The organism is Leptothrix toolikensis (SeqCode) (assembly GCF_057922285.1).
The window spans coordinates 1-16,474 of the sequence record NZ_JBYSVC010000052.1; the positions used below are offsets into that span (position 1 = coordinate 1).

Sequence of the window (16,474 nt, forward strand, 5' to 3'; positions counted from 1 at the left end):
ATGTTGCGAAAGTGGTGCAGTGCCAGTCGGTCGATACGCATCAGCTGCTCCTGCGTCTTCTAGGGGAATGAAAGCGAGCCATTCTAGGGGTGGGTGCTCGGTTCGTGGGACAATCCGCGCCGTGAAGCGCGACAGACTGCCGCTGGTGCAAGGATCGAAAGGTCGCACTGGAGGAAGGTCCGGACTGCATAAAGCGGCGTAGGAGGTAACGCCTCTCCACCGTGAGGTGAGGATCAGAGCCACAGAGACGAGCCGGTTAAGTCCGGGTGAAACGCGGCAATCTCTACGTGCAGCAACACCAAATAGGCCAGCGCCGGGGTCGTGGCGTTAACTAACGCACGACCCCGATGCGTTGCTCGCGCAAGCTGGCGGGTAGGTGGCACCGAGCCGGGTAGGCGACTCCCGGCCCAGATGAATGGCAGTCACTTCGCTGCTCTCACGAGCGGCGATGCACAGAATCCGGCCTATCGTTGCGCTTCACACTTACACATCATGTTGTTTGGCTGCATCACGCAGCGTCTGCTGCAATGTGCGCATCACGCTTCTTAGCGGGGGCCGTCGTTCGGGCGCGGCGTAGCGCCAAGCATCGAGCGCGTTCAAGGCCTGCGCCAAGGCTGTCGGCATGGGCATGGACTGCTGCTGCGCCACGGTCGCCGGGCTGTGATGCGCTTGTACGCTCCAGCCTTGACGGCGCAGGGTGCTTTGGATCTGCGCCCAAGCACGTAGCCATGGGTCGCCGCGCTGTTGCCAGCGCCGCCACAAGGTCCAACCCGCCATCGTGCCTAGACCAAGAGCGGTCAAGCCTTCCAAGATCTCGCCCAAGTCGTCAAAGTCGGGCTCGGACCAACCCAGGGTCTTGAGCAGATCGAATTGTTCGGTGCTGCTGTACTGCACCACCCAATGACGCCAGCGGTGGTCGATGCTGCCCCAGAGGGCTTGCAACTGGGCGCTGACCCCGGGACTGAGTTGTGCCCAAGGCCCCAGAAACTTGCGCAAACCGTTGCTGCCTGTGTTGCCCAGATGGGTGCCGAGGTTGATCCGGTCTGGGGCCACGGCGGCGGTGGGGTCGATACGGATCCAGCCTTGGCCGCGTAGCCAGTATTCGGCCCAAGCGTGGGCGTCGCTTTGGCGCACCTCTAGCACCTTGTCGATCGGGTTGAGCAAGCCGCCTTGGTAGCCGGTGACGATGCGCGCGGGCACACCCATGGCACGCATCAGCACCACAAAGGTGCTGGCGAAGTGCTCGCAAAAGCCCTGCCGATGATCGAGCCAGAAGGCATCGACCGGATCAGCTTCGGGCGACTCACCGGGGCTCAGGCTGTAGCTGAAGCCGGCGTTGTGGATGTGTTGCAGCAGCCGCTCAGCCAGCACATCAGCGTGGATTTGATCGACGCTCAGGCTGTGGCGCAAGGCCTGTGCCCAAGCCCGTGTGCGCGGGTGCAGGCCTTCAGGCAGGGCCAACTCAGCGACTGGGAAGGGGCTGAGTTCGGTCGGGATGCGACCACCGCCCACGGCGACGGCACTGATTTGCATGCGCTGGGTGAGTGGCTCCAAGCTTTGCCAGTGCATGTCCTTGTGGCGAACCAGATCAACGCCCGCCCAGCCTTCGATCTGTGGCATCGCCAGGGTGTGCTCCAGCAGCGGCAGGGTGCGCAGTTGCAGCGGCTCGACCGTCATGCTGTAGCGCATCTCGCGCACGGGTGCGGCGGTGTCTTCTTCGAAGTGCGGTGCCGGCGTGGTCAGTGCCAAGGCGGGTGCCAGCCAACGCTGACCTTCGTGAACCGAGAGCACTTGAGCGCGGAAGTAGCGTTCTTGAGGCGGCGGCGGCGTGCCTTCGAAGCGCACCTGCATGGCCAAGCTGTCATCGAGCGCGGCATCGGCGATCTGCCCCAGTTCGAGCTGGTCCGATAGACCTGTGTGGGCCGCAGCATCATCCGGCAGCCCCCACAGCGGCGGTAAACGCGGGAAAAAGAGAAAAAGCACCAGCACGATGGGTGCGCCGAGCAGCGCGGGCATCAGGGCCAAGCGCGCAGTTTCGAACAAGTTCGGCCGCCCGTTGGGGCGCTGCTCCAGCATCAAGCAGGTGAGTAAACCCGTGACCGACACTAGCATGGCGGCCCCTTGGAGCACGCTTTGCGAGCGCAAGAAACCCGCCATGATCAGCAGCATGCCCAAAAAACAGACCACAAAGCGATCACGTTGGGTGCGCATTTCCAGGGTCTTGAGCGCCGTGAGTGACACCAGCAAGCTCAGGCCGGTTTCTTTGCCCAGCAAGTGGCCGTGACTCCAAAGGCTCAAACCCACGGCCAGCGGCAAGGCCAGCATCAGCACGAGCCGGGGTGGCATCCCACTGCCACACCAGCTCAACACAGCGCGCCAGACCAAGGCGGTGACGGCAAAAAGGCTGCACCACAGCGGTACGGTGCCAAATTGCGGGGCCATCGTCCAAGCCAATACACCGACCAGCAGCAGGCTGTCGCGGCTTTCACGGCTGCAGTTTTTCATGGCATGCGGGCCAAAGCATCGAGACAGCGGCGATGGTGTTCAGCACCCCCGGCGGCTGGCAAAGGGGCTTGACCGGGTAGCGAGAGTCCGTAGTGGGTGGTGGCGTTGGCATGCGCTTGCTCGATCCAAGCGCACAGGCGTTGCAGGCGCGCTTCCGGATCTTTGAGATCGACGGTGTCTGCCCAGTCGAAGATCGCCGGCTGCTCAGGCACATGGGGCGTGGGTGCGTGTGGTGGGGCCTCTCGGCTCAGCGGCAGGCCGCCTTGGGCCAAGGAGCGCGCGGTGGCTTTCCAAGCCAGACTGCGTGGTGCATCACCGTGTCGATAAGGCCGCAGCAGATCGTGTGATGCCATGTCTGACTGAGGCGTAGCGTGCTGGCGGGGCGTGGTGGGCGGTGTTTGCGCCATGCGGGTGGGCCAAGGTGGCGGGGGTTGTTCCGGGGCGGGCCAAACGATCAGCGGGGTCAGCGGTCGCCAGACCGACCAAGCGCGCAGCAGGCCGTAGGGGTAGCGGGATTCGATGCGCAGCGTGGGCAGGAGCTGGATACCCCGCCGTGGGGCGGGTAGCGCAAGCTTCACCTTCAAGGTGGTGTGAGGAGCCAGATCCACCCAGATTTCATCGGGTTGGGTCTCGAAACGCAGGCCCACCGAGCGATGCATGCGCCCTGCCGTTTCGCGCAGTTCAACCACGACCGGAATAAGGCTGCCGCCGTAGCCGGCGGGAGCTTGATGCATCGAGAAATGAAGTCCGGCCAGTTGGCGCTCGGTCATGAGCATCGACACCAACGCACTGCCCATCAACAAAAAAGTCAAGCCATAGCCCAAGCTGAGCTGGTAGTTCACCGAAGCCACCAGCAAAACCAGCAACAGCGCCGTGAACATCAGCCCCGCTGCGGTGGGCAGGGTGTAGACGTTGCGTTGGCGCAGTTCTAGGCTGCGTTGCGGCGCATGACGACTCAGCCACCAGCGCTCCAACTTTTGCCAAGGGTGTCGCTCCATGATGGCCCTTCAAACCAGACCCATGGCTTCGATCATGGCCTGCAACTGCCCGGCCGCATCCCGCCCAGAGCCAATCACAGGGATCAGGCGGTGAGCCAGCACAGGCGCGGCCATGGCTTGGACATCTTCTGGGCTCACATAGCTGCGGCCCTGCAAGTAAGCATGGGCCCGAGCGGTGCGTAGTAGCGCCAACCCCGCGCGGGGCGAGAGCCCTTGCTGAAACCAAGGGCCATTGCGGCTTTCGTTGAGCAGCGCCAGCACATAGTTGAGCAAGGCGGGGGCGGCGTGCAGTTGCAGGGCGGCATGGCGAGCGGCCAGAAACGTCGCCGGACTCATCACGGGGCGCAGCTCATGCAGCAGTTCGCGCCGGTCTCGGCCACTCAGCAAGGCGAATTCGGCCTTGGGGTCGGGATAGCCCAAACTGAGCCGCACCAGAAATCGATCCAGTTGACTCTCGGGCAGCGGATGGGTGCCAAGTTGGTCGCAGGGGTTCTGGGTGGCGATGACAAAGAACGGTTCTGGCAGGGCGTGGGTCTGACCTTCAAGGCTGACTTGCTGCTCTTCCATGGCTTCAAGCAGCGCACTTTGGGTGCGTGCGCCGGCCCGATTGATTTCATCGGCCAACAGCACTTGGCTGAAAACCGGACCCGGATGGAAGGTGAACTGTTCGCTGCTGCGCTCGTAGATGCTCACGCCGATCAAGTCGCTGGGCATCATGTCAGCGGTGAACTGCACCCGCTTGAATGCCAGCCCGAGGGAGAGGGCCAAGCTCTGCGCCAAAGTGGTTTTACCCACGCCGGGCAGGTCCTCAATCAGCAGATGACCACCGGCCAAGAGACAGGCGACACAGGTCTCGATCTGCGGGCGTTTGCCCACCACGACCGTGCTAACCTGATCGACCAGCTTGATCAAGGGGGCGTGCAGCGCAGCCCCGTCATGCGCAACGGCATGCAAAGACGTCAAATTCATGTCGCGCACCATAGCGGAATTTAGAGCATGAGCACTTTTTACTACGCCCATCCCGACTGTTTCGGCCACGACATGGGGCCCGGTCACCCCGAATGTCCCCAGCGGCTTGGCGCCATTGAGGATCATTTGCTGGCCACGGGCCTCGACATCGCCTTGCTGCGCGCTGATGGCCCGTTGGCCGATCACAAGGATCTGACCTTGGCGCACAGCGAAGGGTATTTGCTAGAACTTGACGAAGTCTTGCAGCAGGTGATCGCCTCGGGTGAACCGCGTCATCTTGACCCGGACACGGTGGTCGGGCCCGGTACGCGCCAAGCCATGCTGCGTTCAGCCGGCTTGGCGGTGGCTGCGACCGACGCGGTGATTGATGGTCAGGCGGAGAACGCTTTTTGTGCGACACGGCCCCCAGGGCATCACGCCACGCGCGCTGAGTCGATGGGGTTTTGCTTCTTGAACAACGTCGCCATTGCGGCGCGTCATGCCGTCAATGTGCGCGGGCTAGAGCGCGTGGCGATCATCGACTTTGACGTGCATCACGGCAACGGGACCGAAGATATCGTCGCCGGAGACGATCGCATCTTGATGGTGAGCTTTTTCCAAGATCAGATTTATCCGTTCAGCGGTGGCGTGCCGATGGGCGACAACATGCTCAATCTCGCCATTCCCGCCTACACGCGCGGGCCGGTTTTGCGTGAGTTGATTGAGGCCAATTGGTTGCCGCGTCTGCATGACTTTGCGCCGCAGATGATCTTTATCTCGGCGGGTTTCGATGCACACCGTGAGGATGAGTTGGGGCAACTTGGTCTGGTGGAGGCCGACTACGCTTGGATCACCCGCAAGATCATGGATGTGGCCGAGCGTCATGCCCAAGGTCGGATCGTGTCGTGCTTGGAAGGCGGCTACAACTTGAGCTCACTGGCCCGCAGCGTGGCCGCTCACCTCAGGGTACTGGCTGATGTTTAGGCCCGGGTGCAGCTTGTTCCGCTAGGGGCGGCAGCACATCGCTCAAGGCCATGCTCTCGAATTCGACCTCGATGCGCAGGCGTGAGCGCACGGCTTGACCGGCACGCTCACCGGCCTGAAAGCGGGTGCTCAGAAAGTTCTGTCGCACCATGTCGTGCAACCAATCGGGCAAGTTGCCGTTATCGATGCGTACCCGCTGCACTTGCCCATCCTCGTCGATGAACAGCGTCAGCTCGCCTCGATAGAGCCCGGCCGGTAAGCCCTCTGGCACCATCAGCTCGACACGTTCACGCGCTTGGGGCGGCACGCTCAGGGCGCTGCGTGGCCAGTAGCGATCATCGCTATCGGTTTGAGCTGCGGCTTCGGTGGGCACAAAGGGCTCCACCTTGGCTTCAGGCGGGGAGACCGTCTGCTGCGTCGGTCGAGCTGTGGCGGTGAGTTGTCGAACCTGCGTAGGAATGACCACACGGCGCGCCGTTGCTGGGCCGTGATCCACACCTTGGAGCGGTACCACCAAGGCCATGTGGGCGACCAAAACCAAGAAGGCACTGACCAGCAGTGCCTTCTTGGCTTGGAGCGGCCTGATTATTCCATCAGCTCTCGCCACGATGCGCGCTTGAGGGTGCCTGGAGGCGGGGTGGCTGGATCGGGTGGCCGGGTGGCATTGCCGATATTGCCGCTGCTCTCGGTCACCATCAGCTGGGTTTTGCCGGTCAGATCCACCAAGATGCCCAAGCCGGTGATCAAGCCGGTATAGGGGGTGGCCGTGACCACTTTGCCGTCACCGACGTTGAAGGTGTACAGCCACGAGGTGCCCGAGGGTGAGCAGGCATCGCCTGAGGGCAGCATGCTGGCGTAGGTCAGGGTGCCGTTGCCAAGGGCTGTGCCCGCCACCACGATGCGTTCACCCACACTTTGGTTGAGGTCCACGTACCAGCCGTTGTTCATGCTCCAATCCACGCCGATCGGGGTGGTGATCATGCGATTGGTGCCCAAGGCTTGCGGTACCAGATTGGCATAGGTGCCGCGCAGGGGCCCAAGACCTTGGAAGTCCAGCGAATCCTTGATGGTGTAAACCGATTGCACCGAGGTGTCGATCACGTCGCTCACCCCCAGCATCCGTCCGGTCCCGAAGGAGACGATGGCATAGGTCGCGCCCTTGACCGTGTAGTCCGTGAGCACGGGCTTGGTGGTGATGGGTTGTGCGACACCGGCGGCATTGGTGGCTGTGCCGATCAAGATGGCTTCCTTGCCGGGTGGGGGGGTGCGGCCATCAAAGTCGAAGCGCCAGATGTTGCCCAGCATGTCACCGCCGTAGAACCGCATGGCGGTGTTGTTGGTGGCCGATACCGTCCAGCCGTTGATCTTGCTCAGGTTGTTGGGCGTGGTGACATTGCCGACCGGGGCGTTGTTGGCATCCAGCGTCGCCAAGGTGGTGATGGGTTGACCTGTGGCCGCATCGACCACGTAGAGCCGACCCACGCCATCGCCTGGGGCGACGTTGTTGATCCCCGAGGTGAAGCCGACAATCCACGCGCCTGCCATGTTTTTGGTCACGACCGGGTTGCCGAAGGTCAGGCCCAAGTTGGCATCGGTGAACTCCCACATGACCAAGGGGCTGAGTGGGTCAGTGATATCCAGCGCGTAGTAGCTGCGCCCGCCGCCACCCTGACCGCCCACCAAGATGGTGCGCCACTTGGTGCCATCAAAGATGTCGGCCACCACCGGCGAGGCATCGACAAAGTAGCGGTGGTTCGAGCCGTAGTTGGCATCGGCCAAGCGCCACATCTCGGGCATCGCGGCGGTAGGCACAAACGCCCAAAGCTCTTCCCCACCGCCGTTGGCCACGGCGTCCACCTTGAAGGCATGGACCATGCCGTCGTTGGCCGCTGCATACACCGCTTTCACACGGTTGGCCTTGGCGGCCACGAATGCTGCGTAGCCCCCATCGGCGTACAGGAAAGGTGGTTTGCCGGCAAAGGAGGGTGAGCCGTTGATGATGTCGCCCAACAACGATTTGCGCGTCCGGAACACCCGGTTATCGGTCGTTGCGTTGTTGAGGTAGAACGTGGTGTCACCGGCCAAGTACTTGACCAAATTGTCCCCCGTGGCTTTGAGCAACGCATTGGCGCTGAGGCCGCCACATTGGCTCAAGGGCGTGGGTTTCGTGCAGGGGGTGTCGAAGGGCACCTGACGGCCCGCTGCCGACAGATTGGTGTACGTGAAGTCTGCCAGCGTGCCTGCGTTGTTGAACAGAATCCGCCGAGGGGTGGTGCGGGCATTGAGCACCTTGGCGGCACTCCAGAGTTCATTGCCCGCTGTGGTGTTGGCGGGCGGGGTCACGCTGCCGGTGATGGGGTCGATGGTGAACTTGAATGCTCGCACATCGCCCACCCAGTCGATCGAAGTGTAGCCCCCGACAAACAGCCAATCATCGCCAGCTACGGGGGCCAGTGAGCTGCTTGAGGCCCCCGCACCCGTACCCGTCATGGCCATCATGCCTCGGATGGTCGTGCTGAGCGAGTTGGCCAAGGAGGTCGGATCACCGGCTGAAAAATACTGCCCCCGACCATTGACCGCTGCGTGCCAGAGGTCGTCGATGTTGGTGGCGTTGCCGCTCGGCACTGACCAGTTTTTGGCCCCACTTTTCAGGCTAACGTAATCGCCGCTGGTCTGGGTGAGGTAGTTGGGGTCATACGCCAAGGGACCGCGCACCCCCATGCCCAGCGTGAAGGTGTTCATATGCTGGTGGATGGCCGGGTCGTCGGCTGTCGGGGGCACGGTGTTGGCCAAGTCGGGGCGCAAATCGGTGGCCCAGTAGTACTCGGCCACGTCAGCCAGGGTGTTGGCCGTATTGGTGGCATCTAGCATCGGGCGCGCTTCGGCCCCATCTTGATTACCGACTTGGACGTTGGTGAGCTGGAGGGGGCCGTAGTTGGCCGATTCGTTGTTGCTGTTCCAGTAGCCGTCGGTGGTCAGCAGGGCGAAGTTGCGCTGACAGGAGTACTGAATCGGGTCATAGGTTTGTCCGGGCACCTTTTTGGCGTAGTAGCGCCCGACTTTGGAGAGCGCTCCACGCAAGGGGGTGGAATTGCCGGGGTTGATGCTGTAGAGCAGATTGAAGAAGCTGGTCTTTTGCGGGAGATCGAAATCCTTCACGTCCAGGAATTGATTCCCCGTCACACCCGTGTCGCTGATGATCGTAAAGCCGATGCGCGCATCCGCCCCCAGCGACTGAAAGACGCGCCCGGCTGAGCTGCGCATCATCAAGATGCGGGTGCGGTAGTAGCTGTACCAATTGGCGTAGTTCTGCTGCACCGCTGCGCTGACCGTGCTGAGGTTGACTGGGGTGAACGCCGGGTTGTTGGCGGTCACGGCAGCGTTGCACTCCTTGGCGAAGGCCGTGGTGGTGTCCAAGGTGCCGGTCGCACCGTACGACCAACTCAGTGGTGTCTGGGTACCTTTGTAATCGAAGTAAAGATTGCTGCTTAGGTTGGTACCGCCGCCACCCATGTAGCCATCGCTGGGTGCTGCCGTGAAGCTCACGTTGGGGTAGGTGGTGCCGTCTGCCTTGATCGGTGGCAGATACGTGACCGAGGGATTGAAGGCGACCCCATTGCACTGGGAAGAGCAAAAAATGTAGCTGCTTTTGTTGTTGGCTGCGGCGGTGCAAGTACCTTGCTTAACGTCATCCGGCATGAAGTCCGAACCCATCGAGCCCGATGAGTCAAGGATGAACATGATGTTGGGCTTGGTCAGGCCCTGCAAGGCGGTGATCGGTACGGCGGCCACATCGGCGTTGGCGGCCATGAGTCTGGGGCTGCCAACCAGCAGACCGAGCATCACGGCGAGGGTGGCTCCGACCTTGGAGGGGGGGCGAAGGGGGGTCATGATGATGGGTTCTCCGATACGTGCTCAGACGTGCTCAGAAATGCACGATGGTTTCGGTAAAACTGGTCGAGTTGCGCGCCCCTTGGGTGCGCACCGTGACACGGAAAAACTGCTGCAAGGCGGGGGTGCCAGGGGGCGGGGCCGATTGATAGCTGATCTCGCCCTTGACCATGCTGTGGACGACATTGACCATCGGCTTGGTGCAGAGCATGGGTGTGGTGAGCATGTTGCCGGGCTTGTCGCACAGCCGCTCCACCACATAGCGGGCTTTGATCGCGCCACCGCGTAAGCTGATGACGTCAGAGGGCGTGATGCAGGCCGCAACGGCCACGCCATTGGTTTTGGCCGCTGCACAGTTATCAGCGTCCCAATCAACCGCAGTGCGTTTGGGGTCGGTGCTGTGCCCAACGGGGTCAAAGCGGTCAAAGTAGCTGGCGAAATAGCCGCCCGGTTGATCGGTTTGCAAATCCACCAAGCCTGAACGCCCCGCCACCCAAGCGATGCCACTGCGCATGGCGGTGTCCGCTGCCAACACCGTGTCGCGTTTGAAACTGAGGTTGCCCAAAATGCCGGCCCCTGTATCGACGCTGCGCACCAAAGCCACGGCGGCCATGGATAAAGCCAGCATGGTGATCAGGGCGAAGATCAGGGTCATGCCCCGCTGGCGGGTGGAAAAAACACGTGGTTGCATGGAGGGCTCCCGGGTCATGACTGCCAAAGCATGTTGCGCAAGGGCACGACCACTTCGAAAATTTTGTAGCGGAAGCGTTGCCAGTCGGGGGTGTTATCGACCCGTAGTTCGACGGGATTGATCCCATCGGGATGCCAAGTCGGGGCGACTTGCGTGACGATGTTTTTCTCGGGCTGATCGCTGCGTGCGGCCAAGGCGATACGAATGGCGATCACTTGGGCCCACTCGGTGGCGTTGGCGGGTGCGACGGCGCTCCAGACATCGGCTTGCAGATCAGCGTTGGTGTCTCGCCCATACACCGCTTGCAGATTGACGATGTTGGCGAATAGATCGGTGGCGGTGGTGTTGCCGGTGGTGGAGTCAAACGTTTGCAGGCGCAACGAGCGCACGGCTGAGGTGTTCACGGCGTCGCGCACATCGTAAAGATGATCGATCAAGACCCCCAAATTGACCAAGTGGCTCCCAGCGGCGTAACTGATGTCGGCATTGGCCGTGCCCGGAAAGACGGTGCTGATCGGGTCTTGGTTCCAAGGCCAAGCGGTGTCGGCTTTGTGCTCAATGACGCTGTTGGTGGGATCTTTGCTGACCGTGAACAAGCTACACCACGCCGGCTGGGTTTGGGTGGTGGTGGTATCGACGGTAGGGATCGCCAGCATCAGATCGCCTTGGCGTGTGCCTAAGCCGGTGTTCTGGTCGATACGAAAACTGGTGTCGTCGCGGCGATGGTCCCCAAAGACCCGTACCGGCAAAGACAAGCTGGCCCCGGAGCTGCTCAGGATGTGGATGCTGTCGGGCTGACCATTGGCCCCATCGGTGATCACCACGGGGGCCATGGGATGGACGTAGTCCACACCGTTGCGTCGGCCCCGGATCTCGCTACAACCGCGCGTACCCCCACTGGTCAGGCCGTAGCCGCTCATTTGGAGTTCACGCTGCAAGGTCTGGAGTGCCAAGGCACCGCTGACTTGAGCGTCGGAGCCCGACGTGGTGGTGCGTTTTTGACCTTCGTAGACCAACGCGACTTGGGCGATGATCAAAACAGTGAGCAAGCCCAAAGCCATGCCGACCATCAATTCGATCAGGCTGAAGCCTTGGATAAGCCGCAACGGACGCTGCGGTGCCTTGCTTAACAGGCGGTACCGATGCATGCGGAAGACTCCGTCAGGGGTTGTTGGAACTGATCGTGGTCGAGGTGACGAACTGGTGCTGACCCTCGTTGGGAACGCTCCAGCGCAGCGTGATGTTGAAATCATCCGTGGCTGCATCGAACACGATGTCGTAACTCGCGCTGGGCAAGGTGGCTTTGAGTCGGTTTTCCCACGCTAGGCAAGGGGGATGCCCCGGGCAGCCAGCGGTGTCGTACAAATTGCGCTTGTTGGCATCCGCCCAAATGGTCCCCACCAAATCCGAGGCCAGATTGGAGGCATCAATGCGGTATTTGGCGCTGGATTGCGCCCGGCTCATCGAGACCTGCAAGCCCACCAAACCCAGCACAGCGATGGTGAAAATCAGAATGGCGATCAGGGCTTCGATCAACACCACACCCCGCTGCTGAGAAGCGGGGCGAGGGGGCAGGCGGCGAGCGCGAAGAGAAAGAGGGGTTGGCATGGTCGTCCTCAGTGGCCCAGTCAGTAGCACTTGCGCGGATCGCTGTCACTGGTGACGGCGGGGTCGCACATGCGCACGCTGCCACCTGTACCGATGACGAGTCGCAACTTGCGTACCTCTAGGCCCGAGTCGTGATCCACCAGCAGGCAACGGATGGGTTCAGCGTTGTCGATGCGCCCGAAGCCATTGAAGCGGGTTTGGGTCTGGTTGGCGACCGTTGCGCAGTCTTCTTGGTAGACCGTCACGGTGACATTGGGGGCACCATCGCCGCGCGCGTATTTGGCGATGATTCTGGGTTCGATGCTGGCGCTGGGCGGCTGGCCGCAACCCCCGGCGGGGTTGTTGCTGACACTCACGACCCATGAGGCGGAGAGAGAGGAGAGGCCGCAGCCGTTATCCAGCACGCCCGGCTGGTTGTTGGAAACCAGTGAAAACGTGACGGGGGTATTGCGTCGAACCGCTTCTGCCCGCGCTTGTTGAAGGCCTGCTTGCAGGGATTCAGCCGCCGTGCGCACTTGGGTGTTGCGTAACCAAACCGCCATGCTGGGCATGGCAGCGAACATCACCAAAGCCACGATGGCGATGGAGACCATCAGTTCGATGATCGTGAAGCCGCGACGAAGGGTCTGCTTCATGATGGGTCTCAGCACTCGCCGCCCTTGGCCATCCAGCACGGCTTGTTCACGCCGGCACCCTTGAAGCTGATGGTGATTTTGTTGTTGCCTTCATCGACGCTGTAGGCATAACCCACCGTGCCAGTGCCTGCTCGGCCGGTGGCTGTCATCACATAGCCTTGGTTCGAGTTGGTGGTGGTGCAGCCGAAGTCGAAATATTTGGTGCCACTGGGATTGGTGGGAATCGCGCCGCCCGCACACACGCCTGCACCGTAATTGCGGTTGTCTTGGTAGTACTGCTCCAAGGTCATGCGGGAATTGGTCAAGAAAGTGAAGGCTTCCGTGACTTCGCCGCGACGCAAATAGTCGTTGTAAGACGGGATGGCAAACGCGGCCAAGATGCCCACGATCAGCACCACGATCATCAATTCGATCAAGGTAAAGCCTTGAGCTTGAAACAAGCTGCGGGTGCAGCGACGACGTGAGAGAGAGCGTAGGGTCATGACAAGCCACCAAGAATTGCTTTGCGCAATGCTAAGGGCTGAGATCAAGATCGCCGATGGGGGGCTAACCGGCTGTCGGTTCATGCTTCACGTTCGTCGTTCAGCGTGGGCATCTTGGGGATAATGGCGGATCTCTGCGGTTTTAAACGTGCTTTTCAGCACGGCCTAGGACCAATGCAGCCCACTTCTCTCACTCTCCGTTTGCATCGGCCATGGCCCAATACGTTTTCACCATGAACCGCGTCGGCAAGATCGTGCCGCCGAAGCGGCAGATCCTGAAGGACATTTCGCTGTCTTTCTTCCCGGGCGCCAAGATCGGCGTGCTGGGCACCAACGGCTCCGGTAAGTCCACATTGCTCAAGATCATGGCCGGTCTCGACAAGGATATCGAGGGCGAAGCCACGCCGATGCCTGATCTACGCATCGGCTACCTGCCGCAGGAGCCCCAGCTTGACCCCAACGCCACCGTGCGGGAAGCGGTCGAAGAAGGTATCGGCGGGGTGATCGTTGCCAAGCAACGTCTTGAAGCGGTCTATGCGGCTTACGCTGAGCCGGATGCTGACTTCGACCAGCTGGCCGCCGAGCAAGCCAATTTGGAAGCCATCATTGCCGCTGCTGGCAGCGAGAACATTGAGCTGCAACTTGAAATTGCCGCTGATGCGCTGCGCTTAGCACCGTGGGACGCCGTCATTGGCAAGCTCTCTGGGGGCGAAAAGCGCCGTGTTGCACTGTGCCGTTTGCTGCTGTCCAAGCCCGACATGCTGCTGCTCGACGAGCCAACCAACCACTTGGATGCTGAGTCAGTCGATTGGCTGGAGCAGTTTCTGAGTCGCTTCCCCGGCACCGTGGTGGCCATCACCCATGATCGCTACTTCCTTGATAACGCCGCTGAGTGGATCTTGGAGCTCGACCGGGGTCGTGGCATTCCTTACCAAGGCAACTATTCCACTTGGTTGGACCAAAAGGAAGCGCGTCTAGAGCAAGAACAGCGCACGGAAGATGCACGCACCAAGGCCATGAAGAAGGAGTTGGAGTGGGTGCGCTCTAATCCGAAGGGCCGCCAAGCCAAGAGCAAGGCGCGGATGGCACGCTTTGAAGAGCTGAGCGACGTCGATTACCAAAAGCGCAACGAGACCAACGAAATCTTTATCCCGGTGGCGGATCGCTTGGGCAACGAGGTGATCGAATTCACCAACGTCTCGAAGAGCTTTGGGGATCGGGTGTTGATCGACAATCTGAGCTTCAAGGTGCCCGCAGGGGCCATCGTGGGAGTCATTGGTCCGAACGGTGCGGGTAAATCCACCCTGTTTCGCATGATTTCTGGCAAGGAACAGCCCGACACAGGTGACGTGAAGGTGGGCCCAACCGTCAAGATGGCGTTTGTGGATCAGAGTCGCGAGGATTTGGATGGCGACAAGACGGTCTGGGAAGACCTCTCGGGCGGTCTGGATAACTTGGTCGTGGGTAAGTTCGTCATGCCCAGCCGTGCCTACATCGGACGGTTTAACTTCAAAGGCAATGATCAGCAAAAACTGGTCAAGAACCTTTCAGGCGGTGAACGTGGCCGACTCCACTTGGCCAAGACCTTGGCCACGGGGGGCAATGTGTTGATGCTCGATGAGCCGTCCAATGACTTGGACGTCGAAACCTTGCGTGCGCTGGAAGATGCCTTGCTTGAATTTGCCGGCTCAGCGATGGTGATCAGCCATGATCGCTGGTTCTTGGACCGCATCTGCACGCATATCTTGGCCTCCGAAGGCGAGTCGCAATGGTTCTTCTATCAAGGCAACTATCAAGAGTACGAGGCCGACAAGAAGAAGCGTTTGGGTGAAGAAGGCGCGCGGCCCAAGCGTGTGCGTTACAAGGCCCTCAAATAACCCCATCTGGAGCAATTGCCATGAAGCAAATCACTGCCATCATCAAACCGTTCAAGCTCGAAGAAGTGCGTGAGGCGCTTGCCGATGTCGGCGTCACGGGCTTGACCGTGACGGAAGTCAAGGGTTTTGGTCGCCAAAAGGGCCATACCGAGCTCTATCGCGGGGCCGAATACGTGGTGGACTTTCTGCCCAAGGTGAAGATCGAAGTGGTGGTCAAGACGGTCGATGTGGACCGTTGCTTGGAAGCCATCGTCAAGGCGGCCAAGACCGGCAAGATCGGTGACGGTAAGATTTTTGTCACCAGCGTCGAGCAAGTGGTGCGTATTCGTACCGGCGAAACCGACGAACAAGCGGTCTAAGACCTCAGTGGGTGAAAAAGCGGCTCCATAGGGCCGCTGCCCAGATGCCAAGGCATAGCAGCAACGCCAGCAAAACGGCTGCGCTGCCGATGTCCTTGGCCTTCTTGGTCAGGTCGTGCCACTCTAGCGAGACGCGGTCCACCGCAGCTTCGACGGCAGAGTTGAGCAGTTCAGTGATCAAGACCAGCACCACGCTGCCGGCCAGCAGCGCCACGTCTTGCCAAGTCCGGCCGAGCGCAAAGGCCAAGGGGATCAAAACCACCGCCAGCCACACTTCTTGGCGGAAGGCACTTTCATCCCGGTAAGCCCGGCCCCAGCCCGCCCAAGAGTGCTTCGCCGCTCGAACCACACGATCCAAGCCGCTGTACTGGCCTTTTTGGTGCGGTGGGTGTGGTGCCGTCATGTGGGCGTCCGGACCAGACGGGTGTGGCACAGCACATCGTGCAAGAACTGTCGATCTGGCAGGCATCGGGCCAGTCCGGCGTACAGCAAGATGCTCAAACCAAAAGTAAGTCCAAGTCGTGCAGGCGTTGTGGCAGGGCTGTCGCCGAATCCCATCACCACCACCCCAGGCACCAGCCAGATCAGGCTGGAGACGAAGCGTTGAGCGGCTTGAAGGCGATTCAAACGCTTGCCTTCGTGCGTCACGACCCGCACATGCCACGTTTTCATGGCCAAGGTTTGGCCCCGCTGACTTGACCAAAAGCCGATGAAATAAGCCGCCACCACCACGCTGATCACCATTTGCAAGGGGCCCCGGCCCTGCAAAGCGTGGCGCTGATCGGTCACTACGCCGTAGACCAAGCTGGCGCAAAGAACCACGCCAGCGACCAAGACGGTTTCGTAAAGCGCACAGAGGGCGCGGCGACCCAAGCCCGGTGAGGTGTGGGGGGTGGAGATCATCGTACCGATGTGCTCCCGGCTGAGGCTGCGCCGGTAATTTTGGGTTGACCCACTTGTTGGTGGGGTGGTGGCTCAGGCCGCTTGGTAATCGGCCGTGTACTCAAGCCCGACGTCGCCTGCACCGATCCGGGAGAGACTGGATGCAAAACCGCCGATGCGGTCGCAGGAGGGGGGAGCGTCAGATTGGACTTGGGCTGAGCCGTTGCCAAGGTGCTGCTGGCTGGACTCTTGAGGGTCGGAGCCGCTGCCGATGAGCTGGGGCGCGCTACGGCGGCGGGTTTACTGGCCAAGGCCCGACGTTGGTCTTCTGGTAGGGCCATGTAGGCTTTCCAGCGTGCTTCGCGTTCATCGGGAGATAGCTGTTTTGACTCTTGAAATCGTAGTCGAGCCGCACTGCGCTCATCAATGCTCATGCTGGACCAGTCGGACATGCGCTCGCGGGCCCGCGCTTGTTGTTCAGCACTCATTTGTGGAAAGCGTGTTGCGACATCACGCCATTTTTGCTTGCGCGGCACATCAAGCTGAGCCCAGTGGGGTGCCAAAGGCAGTAAAACGGCTTGTTCAGTCTTGCTCAATTGCGACCAAGTGGGGCC

The 16,474-nt window shown here is 61.0% G+C and carries 16 protein-coding genes and 1 other RNA gene; 4 read left to right on the top strand and 13 right to left on the bottom strand.

What is annotated here, in order from left to right; all coding sequences use genetic code 11:
• The first annotated feature begins 123 nt into the window (after positions 1-123).
• Positions 124-483: RNase P RNA component class A (gene rnpB / locus AC3VI7_RS08735), an RNA gene on the top strand.
• Here the strand turns inward: rnpB and AC3VI7_RS08740 are convergent.
• From AC3VI7_RS08740 to AC3VI7_RS08750, 3 genes are read right to left on the bottom strand one after another with little or no spacing between them, the layout of a single operon-like run.
• Positions 484-2,505 carry a transglutaminase TgpA family protein gene (locus AC3VI7_RS08740; protein ID WP_489668230.1) on the bottom strand — a complete coding sequence of 674 codons (2,022 nt, stop codon included), beginning with the start codon at positions 2,503-2,505 and terminating at the stop codon, positions 484-486. It abuts the RNA gene before it with no gap.
• Positions 2,502-3,503, bottom strand: a complete 1,002-nt coding sequence (locus AC3VI7_RS08745) for a DUF58 domain-containing protein (RefSeq protein ID WP_489668231.1) — start codon at positions 3,501-3,503, stop codon at positions 2,502-2,504. Before AC3VI7_RS08745 ends, AC3VI7_RS08740 begins: the two co-directional genes overlap by 4 nt.
• A gap of 9 nt (positions 3,504-3,512) precedes the next feature.
• The gene (locus AC3VI7_RS08750; RefSeq protein WP_489668232.1) at positions 3,513-4,472 is read right to left on the bottom strand and encodes an AAA family ATPase; all 960 of its coding nucleotides are present in this window, start codon (positions 4,470-4,472) and stop codon (positions 3,513-3,515) included.
• Between the two features lie 27 nt (positions 4,473-4,499).
• On the opposite strand from AC3VI7_RS08750, the gene AC3VI7_RS08755 reads away from it, so the two are divergent.
• Positions 4,500-5,435 (top strand): histone deacetylase family protein, encoded by a 936-nt coding sequence (locus AC3VI7_RS08755; RefSeq protein WP_489668233.1) that lies wholly within the window; start codon positions 4,500-4,502, stop codon positions 5,433-5,435.
• On the opposite strand, the gene AC3VI7_RS08760 is transcribed toward AC3VI7_RS08755, so the two are convergent.
• Genes AC3VI7_RS08760 through AC3VI7_RS08790 form a run of 7 tightly spaced genes read right to left on the bottom strand, consistent with a single transcriptional unit; the run spans position 5,413 to position 12,742 of the window.
• Positions 5,413-6,042 (bottom strand): energy transducer TonB, encoded by a 630-nt coding sequence (locus tag AC3VI7_RS08760; RefSeq protein WP_489668234.1) that lies wholly within the window; start codon positions 6,040-6,042, stop codon positions 5,413-5,415. The genes AC3VI7_RS08755 and AC3VI7_RS08760 overlap by 23 nt on opposite strands.
• The gene (locus AC3VI7_RS08765) at positions 6,021-9,326 is read right to left on the bottom strand and encodes a pilus assembly protein (protein ID WP_489668235.1); all 3,306 of its coding nucleotides are present in this window, start codon (positions 9,324-9,326) and stop codon (positions 6,021-6,023) included. Before AC3VI7_RS08765 ends, AC3VI7_RS08760 begins: the two co-directional genes overlap by 22 nt.
• A 34-nt stretch (positions 9,327-9,360) precedes the next feature.
• Positions 9,361-10,017 (bottom strand): pilus assembly PilX family protein, encoded by a 657-nt coding sequence (locus AC3VI7_RS08770; protein WP_489668236.1) that lies wholly within the window; start codon positions 10,015-10,017, stop codon positions 9,361-9,363.
• A 14-nt stretch (positions 10,018-10,031) separates the two neighbouring features.
• Positions 10,032-11,165: a PilW family protein gene (locus tag AC3VI7_RS08775; RefSeq protein WP_489668237.1), complete on the bottom strand. Its 1,134-nt coding sequence runs from the start codon at positions 11,163-11,165 to the stop codon at positions 10,032-10,034.
• 13 nt (positions 11,166-11,178) lie between these two features.
• Positions 11,179-11,625 (bottom strand): type IV pilus modification PilV family protein, encoded by a 447-nt coding sequence (locus tag AC3VI7_RS08780; protein ID WP_489668238.1) that lies wholly within the window; start codon positions 11,623-11,625, stop codon positions 11,179-11,181.
• A 20-nt stretch (positions 11,626-11,645) separates the two neighbouring features.
• Entirely contained in the window at positions 11,646-12,260 is a 615-nt protein-coding gene (locus AC3VI7_RS08785; RefSeq protein WP_489668239.1) for a GspH/FimT family pseudopilin, read from the bottom strand.
• Between the two features lie 8 nt (positions 12,261-12,268).
• The gene (locus tag AC3VI7_RS08790; RefSeq protein ID WP_489668240.1) at positions 12,269-12,742 is read right to left on the bottom strand and encodes a type IV pilin protein; all 474 of its coding nucleotides are present in this window, start codon (positions 12,740-12,742) and stop codon (positions 12,269-12,271) included.
• Between the two features lie 212 nt (positions 12,743-12,954).
• Here AC3VI7_RS08790 and ettA point away from each other — a divergent pair, with 212 nt between their 5' ends.
• Together ettA and AC3VI7_RS08800 are read left to right on the top strand one after the other, a co-directional pair.
• Positions 12,955-14,619, top strand: a complete 1,665-nt coding sequence (gene ettA / locus AC3VI7_RS08795; protein WP_489668241.1) for an energy-dependent translational throttle protein EttA — start codon at positions 12,955-12,957, stop codon at positions 14,617-14,619.
• Positions 14,620-14,639: 20 nt separating this feature from the next.
• A complete protein-coding gene (locus AC3VI7_RS08800) occupies positions 14,640-14,978 on the top strand; it encodes a P-II family nitrogen regulator (protein WP_009453267.1) in 339 nt (112 codons plus the stop codon).
• A gap of 4 nt (positions 14,979-14,982) precedes the next feature.
• Here AC3VI7_RS08800 and AC3VI7_RS08805 read toward each other — a convergent pair whose 3' ends face one another.
• From AC3VI7_RS08805 to AC3VI7_RS08815, 3 genes are all read right to left on the bottom strand, one after another.
• On the bottom strand, positions 14,983-15,381 hold the full coding sequence (locus AC3VI7_RS08805; protein ID WP_489668242.1) for a diacylglycerol kinase: 399 nt from the start codon (positions 15,379-15,381) through the stop codon (positions 14,983-14,985).
• Positions 15,378-15,881 (bottom strand): RDD family protein, encoded by a 504-nt coding sequence (locus AC3VI7_RS08810; protein ID WP_489668243.1) that lies wholly within the window; start codon positions 15,879-15,881, stop codon positions 15,378-15,380. The genes AC3VI7_RS08805 and AC3VI7_RS08810 overlap by 4 nt, the downstream gene beginning before the upstream one ends.
• The coding region (locus tag AC3VI7_RS08815; protein WP_489671464.1) for a DUF3106 domain-containing protein at positions 15,878-16,474 on the bottom strand (597 nt) is incomplete at its 5' end. The genes AC3VI7_RS08815 and AC3VI7_RS08810, both read right to left, overlap by 4 nt.

Bases quoted from the DNA above. Each gene is read 5' to 3' on its own strand.
- AC3VI7_RS08740 (WP_489668230.1), bottom strand. From the start codon at position 2,505: ATGAAAAACTGCAGCCGTGAAAGCCGCGACAGCCTGCTGCTGGTCGGT.
- AC3VI7_RS08745 (WP_489668231.1), bottom strand. From the start codon at position 3,503: ATGGAGCGACACCCTTGGCAAAAGTTGGAGCGCTGGTGGCTGAGTCGT.
- AC3VI7_RS08750 (WP_489668232.1), bottom strand. From the start codon at position 4,472: ATGAATTTGACGTCTTTGCATGCCGTTGCGCATGACGGGGCTGCGCTG.
- AC3VI7_RS08755 (WP_489668233.1), top strand. From the start codon at position 4,500: ATGAGCACTTTTTACTACGCCCATCCCGACTGTTTCGGCCACGACATG.
- AC3VI7_RS08765 (WP_489668235.1), bottom strand. From the start codon at position 9,326: ATGACCCCCCTTCGCCCCCCCTCCAAGGTCGGAGCCACCCTCGCCGTG.
- AC3VI7_RS08770 (WP_489668236.1), bottom strand. From the start codon at position 10,017: ATGCAACCACGTGTTTTTTCCACCCGCCAGCGGGGCATGACCCTGATC.
- AC3VI7_RS08775 (WP_489668237.1), bottom strand. From the start codon at position 11,165: ATGCATCGGTACCGCCTGTTAAGCAAGGCACCGCAGCGTCCGTTGCGG.
- AC3VI7_RS08780 (WP_489668238.1), bottom strand. From the start codon at position 11,625: ATGCCAACCCCTCTTTCTCTTCGCGCTCGCCGCCTGCCCCCTCGCCCC.
- AC3VI7_RS08785 (WP_489668239.1), bottom strand. From the start codon at position 12,260: ATGAAGCAGACCCTTCGTCGCGGCTTCACGATCATCGAACTGATGGTC.
- AC3VI7_RS08790 (WP_489668240.1), bottom strand. From the start codon at position 12,742: ATGACCCTACGCTCTCTCTCACGTCGTCGCTGCACCCGCAGCTTGTTT.
- ettA (WP_489668241.1), top strand. From the start codon at position 12,955: ATGGCCCAATACGTTTTCACCATGAACCGCGTCGGCAAGATCGTGCCG.
- AC3VI7_RS08800 (WP_009453267.1), top strand. From the start codon at position 14,640: ATGAAGCAAATCACTGCCATCATCAAACCGTTCAAGCTCGAAGAAGTG.
- AC3VI7_RS08805 (WP_489668242.1), bottom strand. From the start codon at position 15,381: ATGACGGCACCACACCCACCGCACCAAAAAGGCCAGTACAGCGGCTTG.
- AC3VI7_RS08810 (WP_489668243.1), bottom strand. From the start codon at position 15,881: ATGATCTCCACCCCCCACACCTCACCGGGCTTGGGTCGCCGCGCCCTC.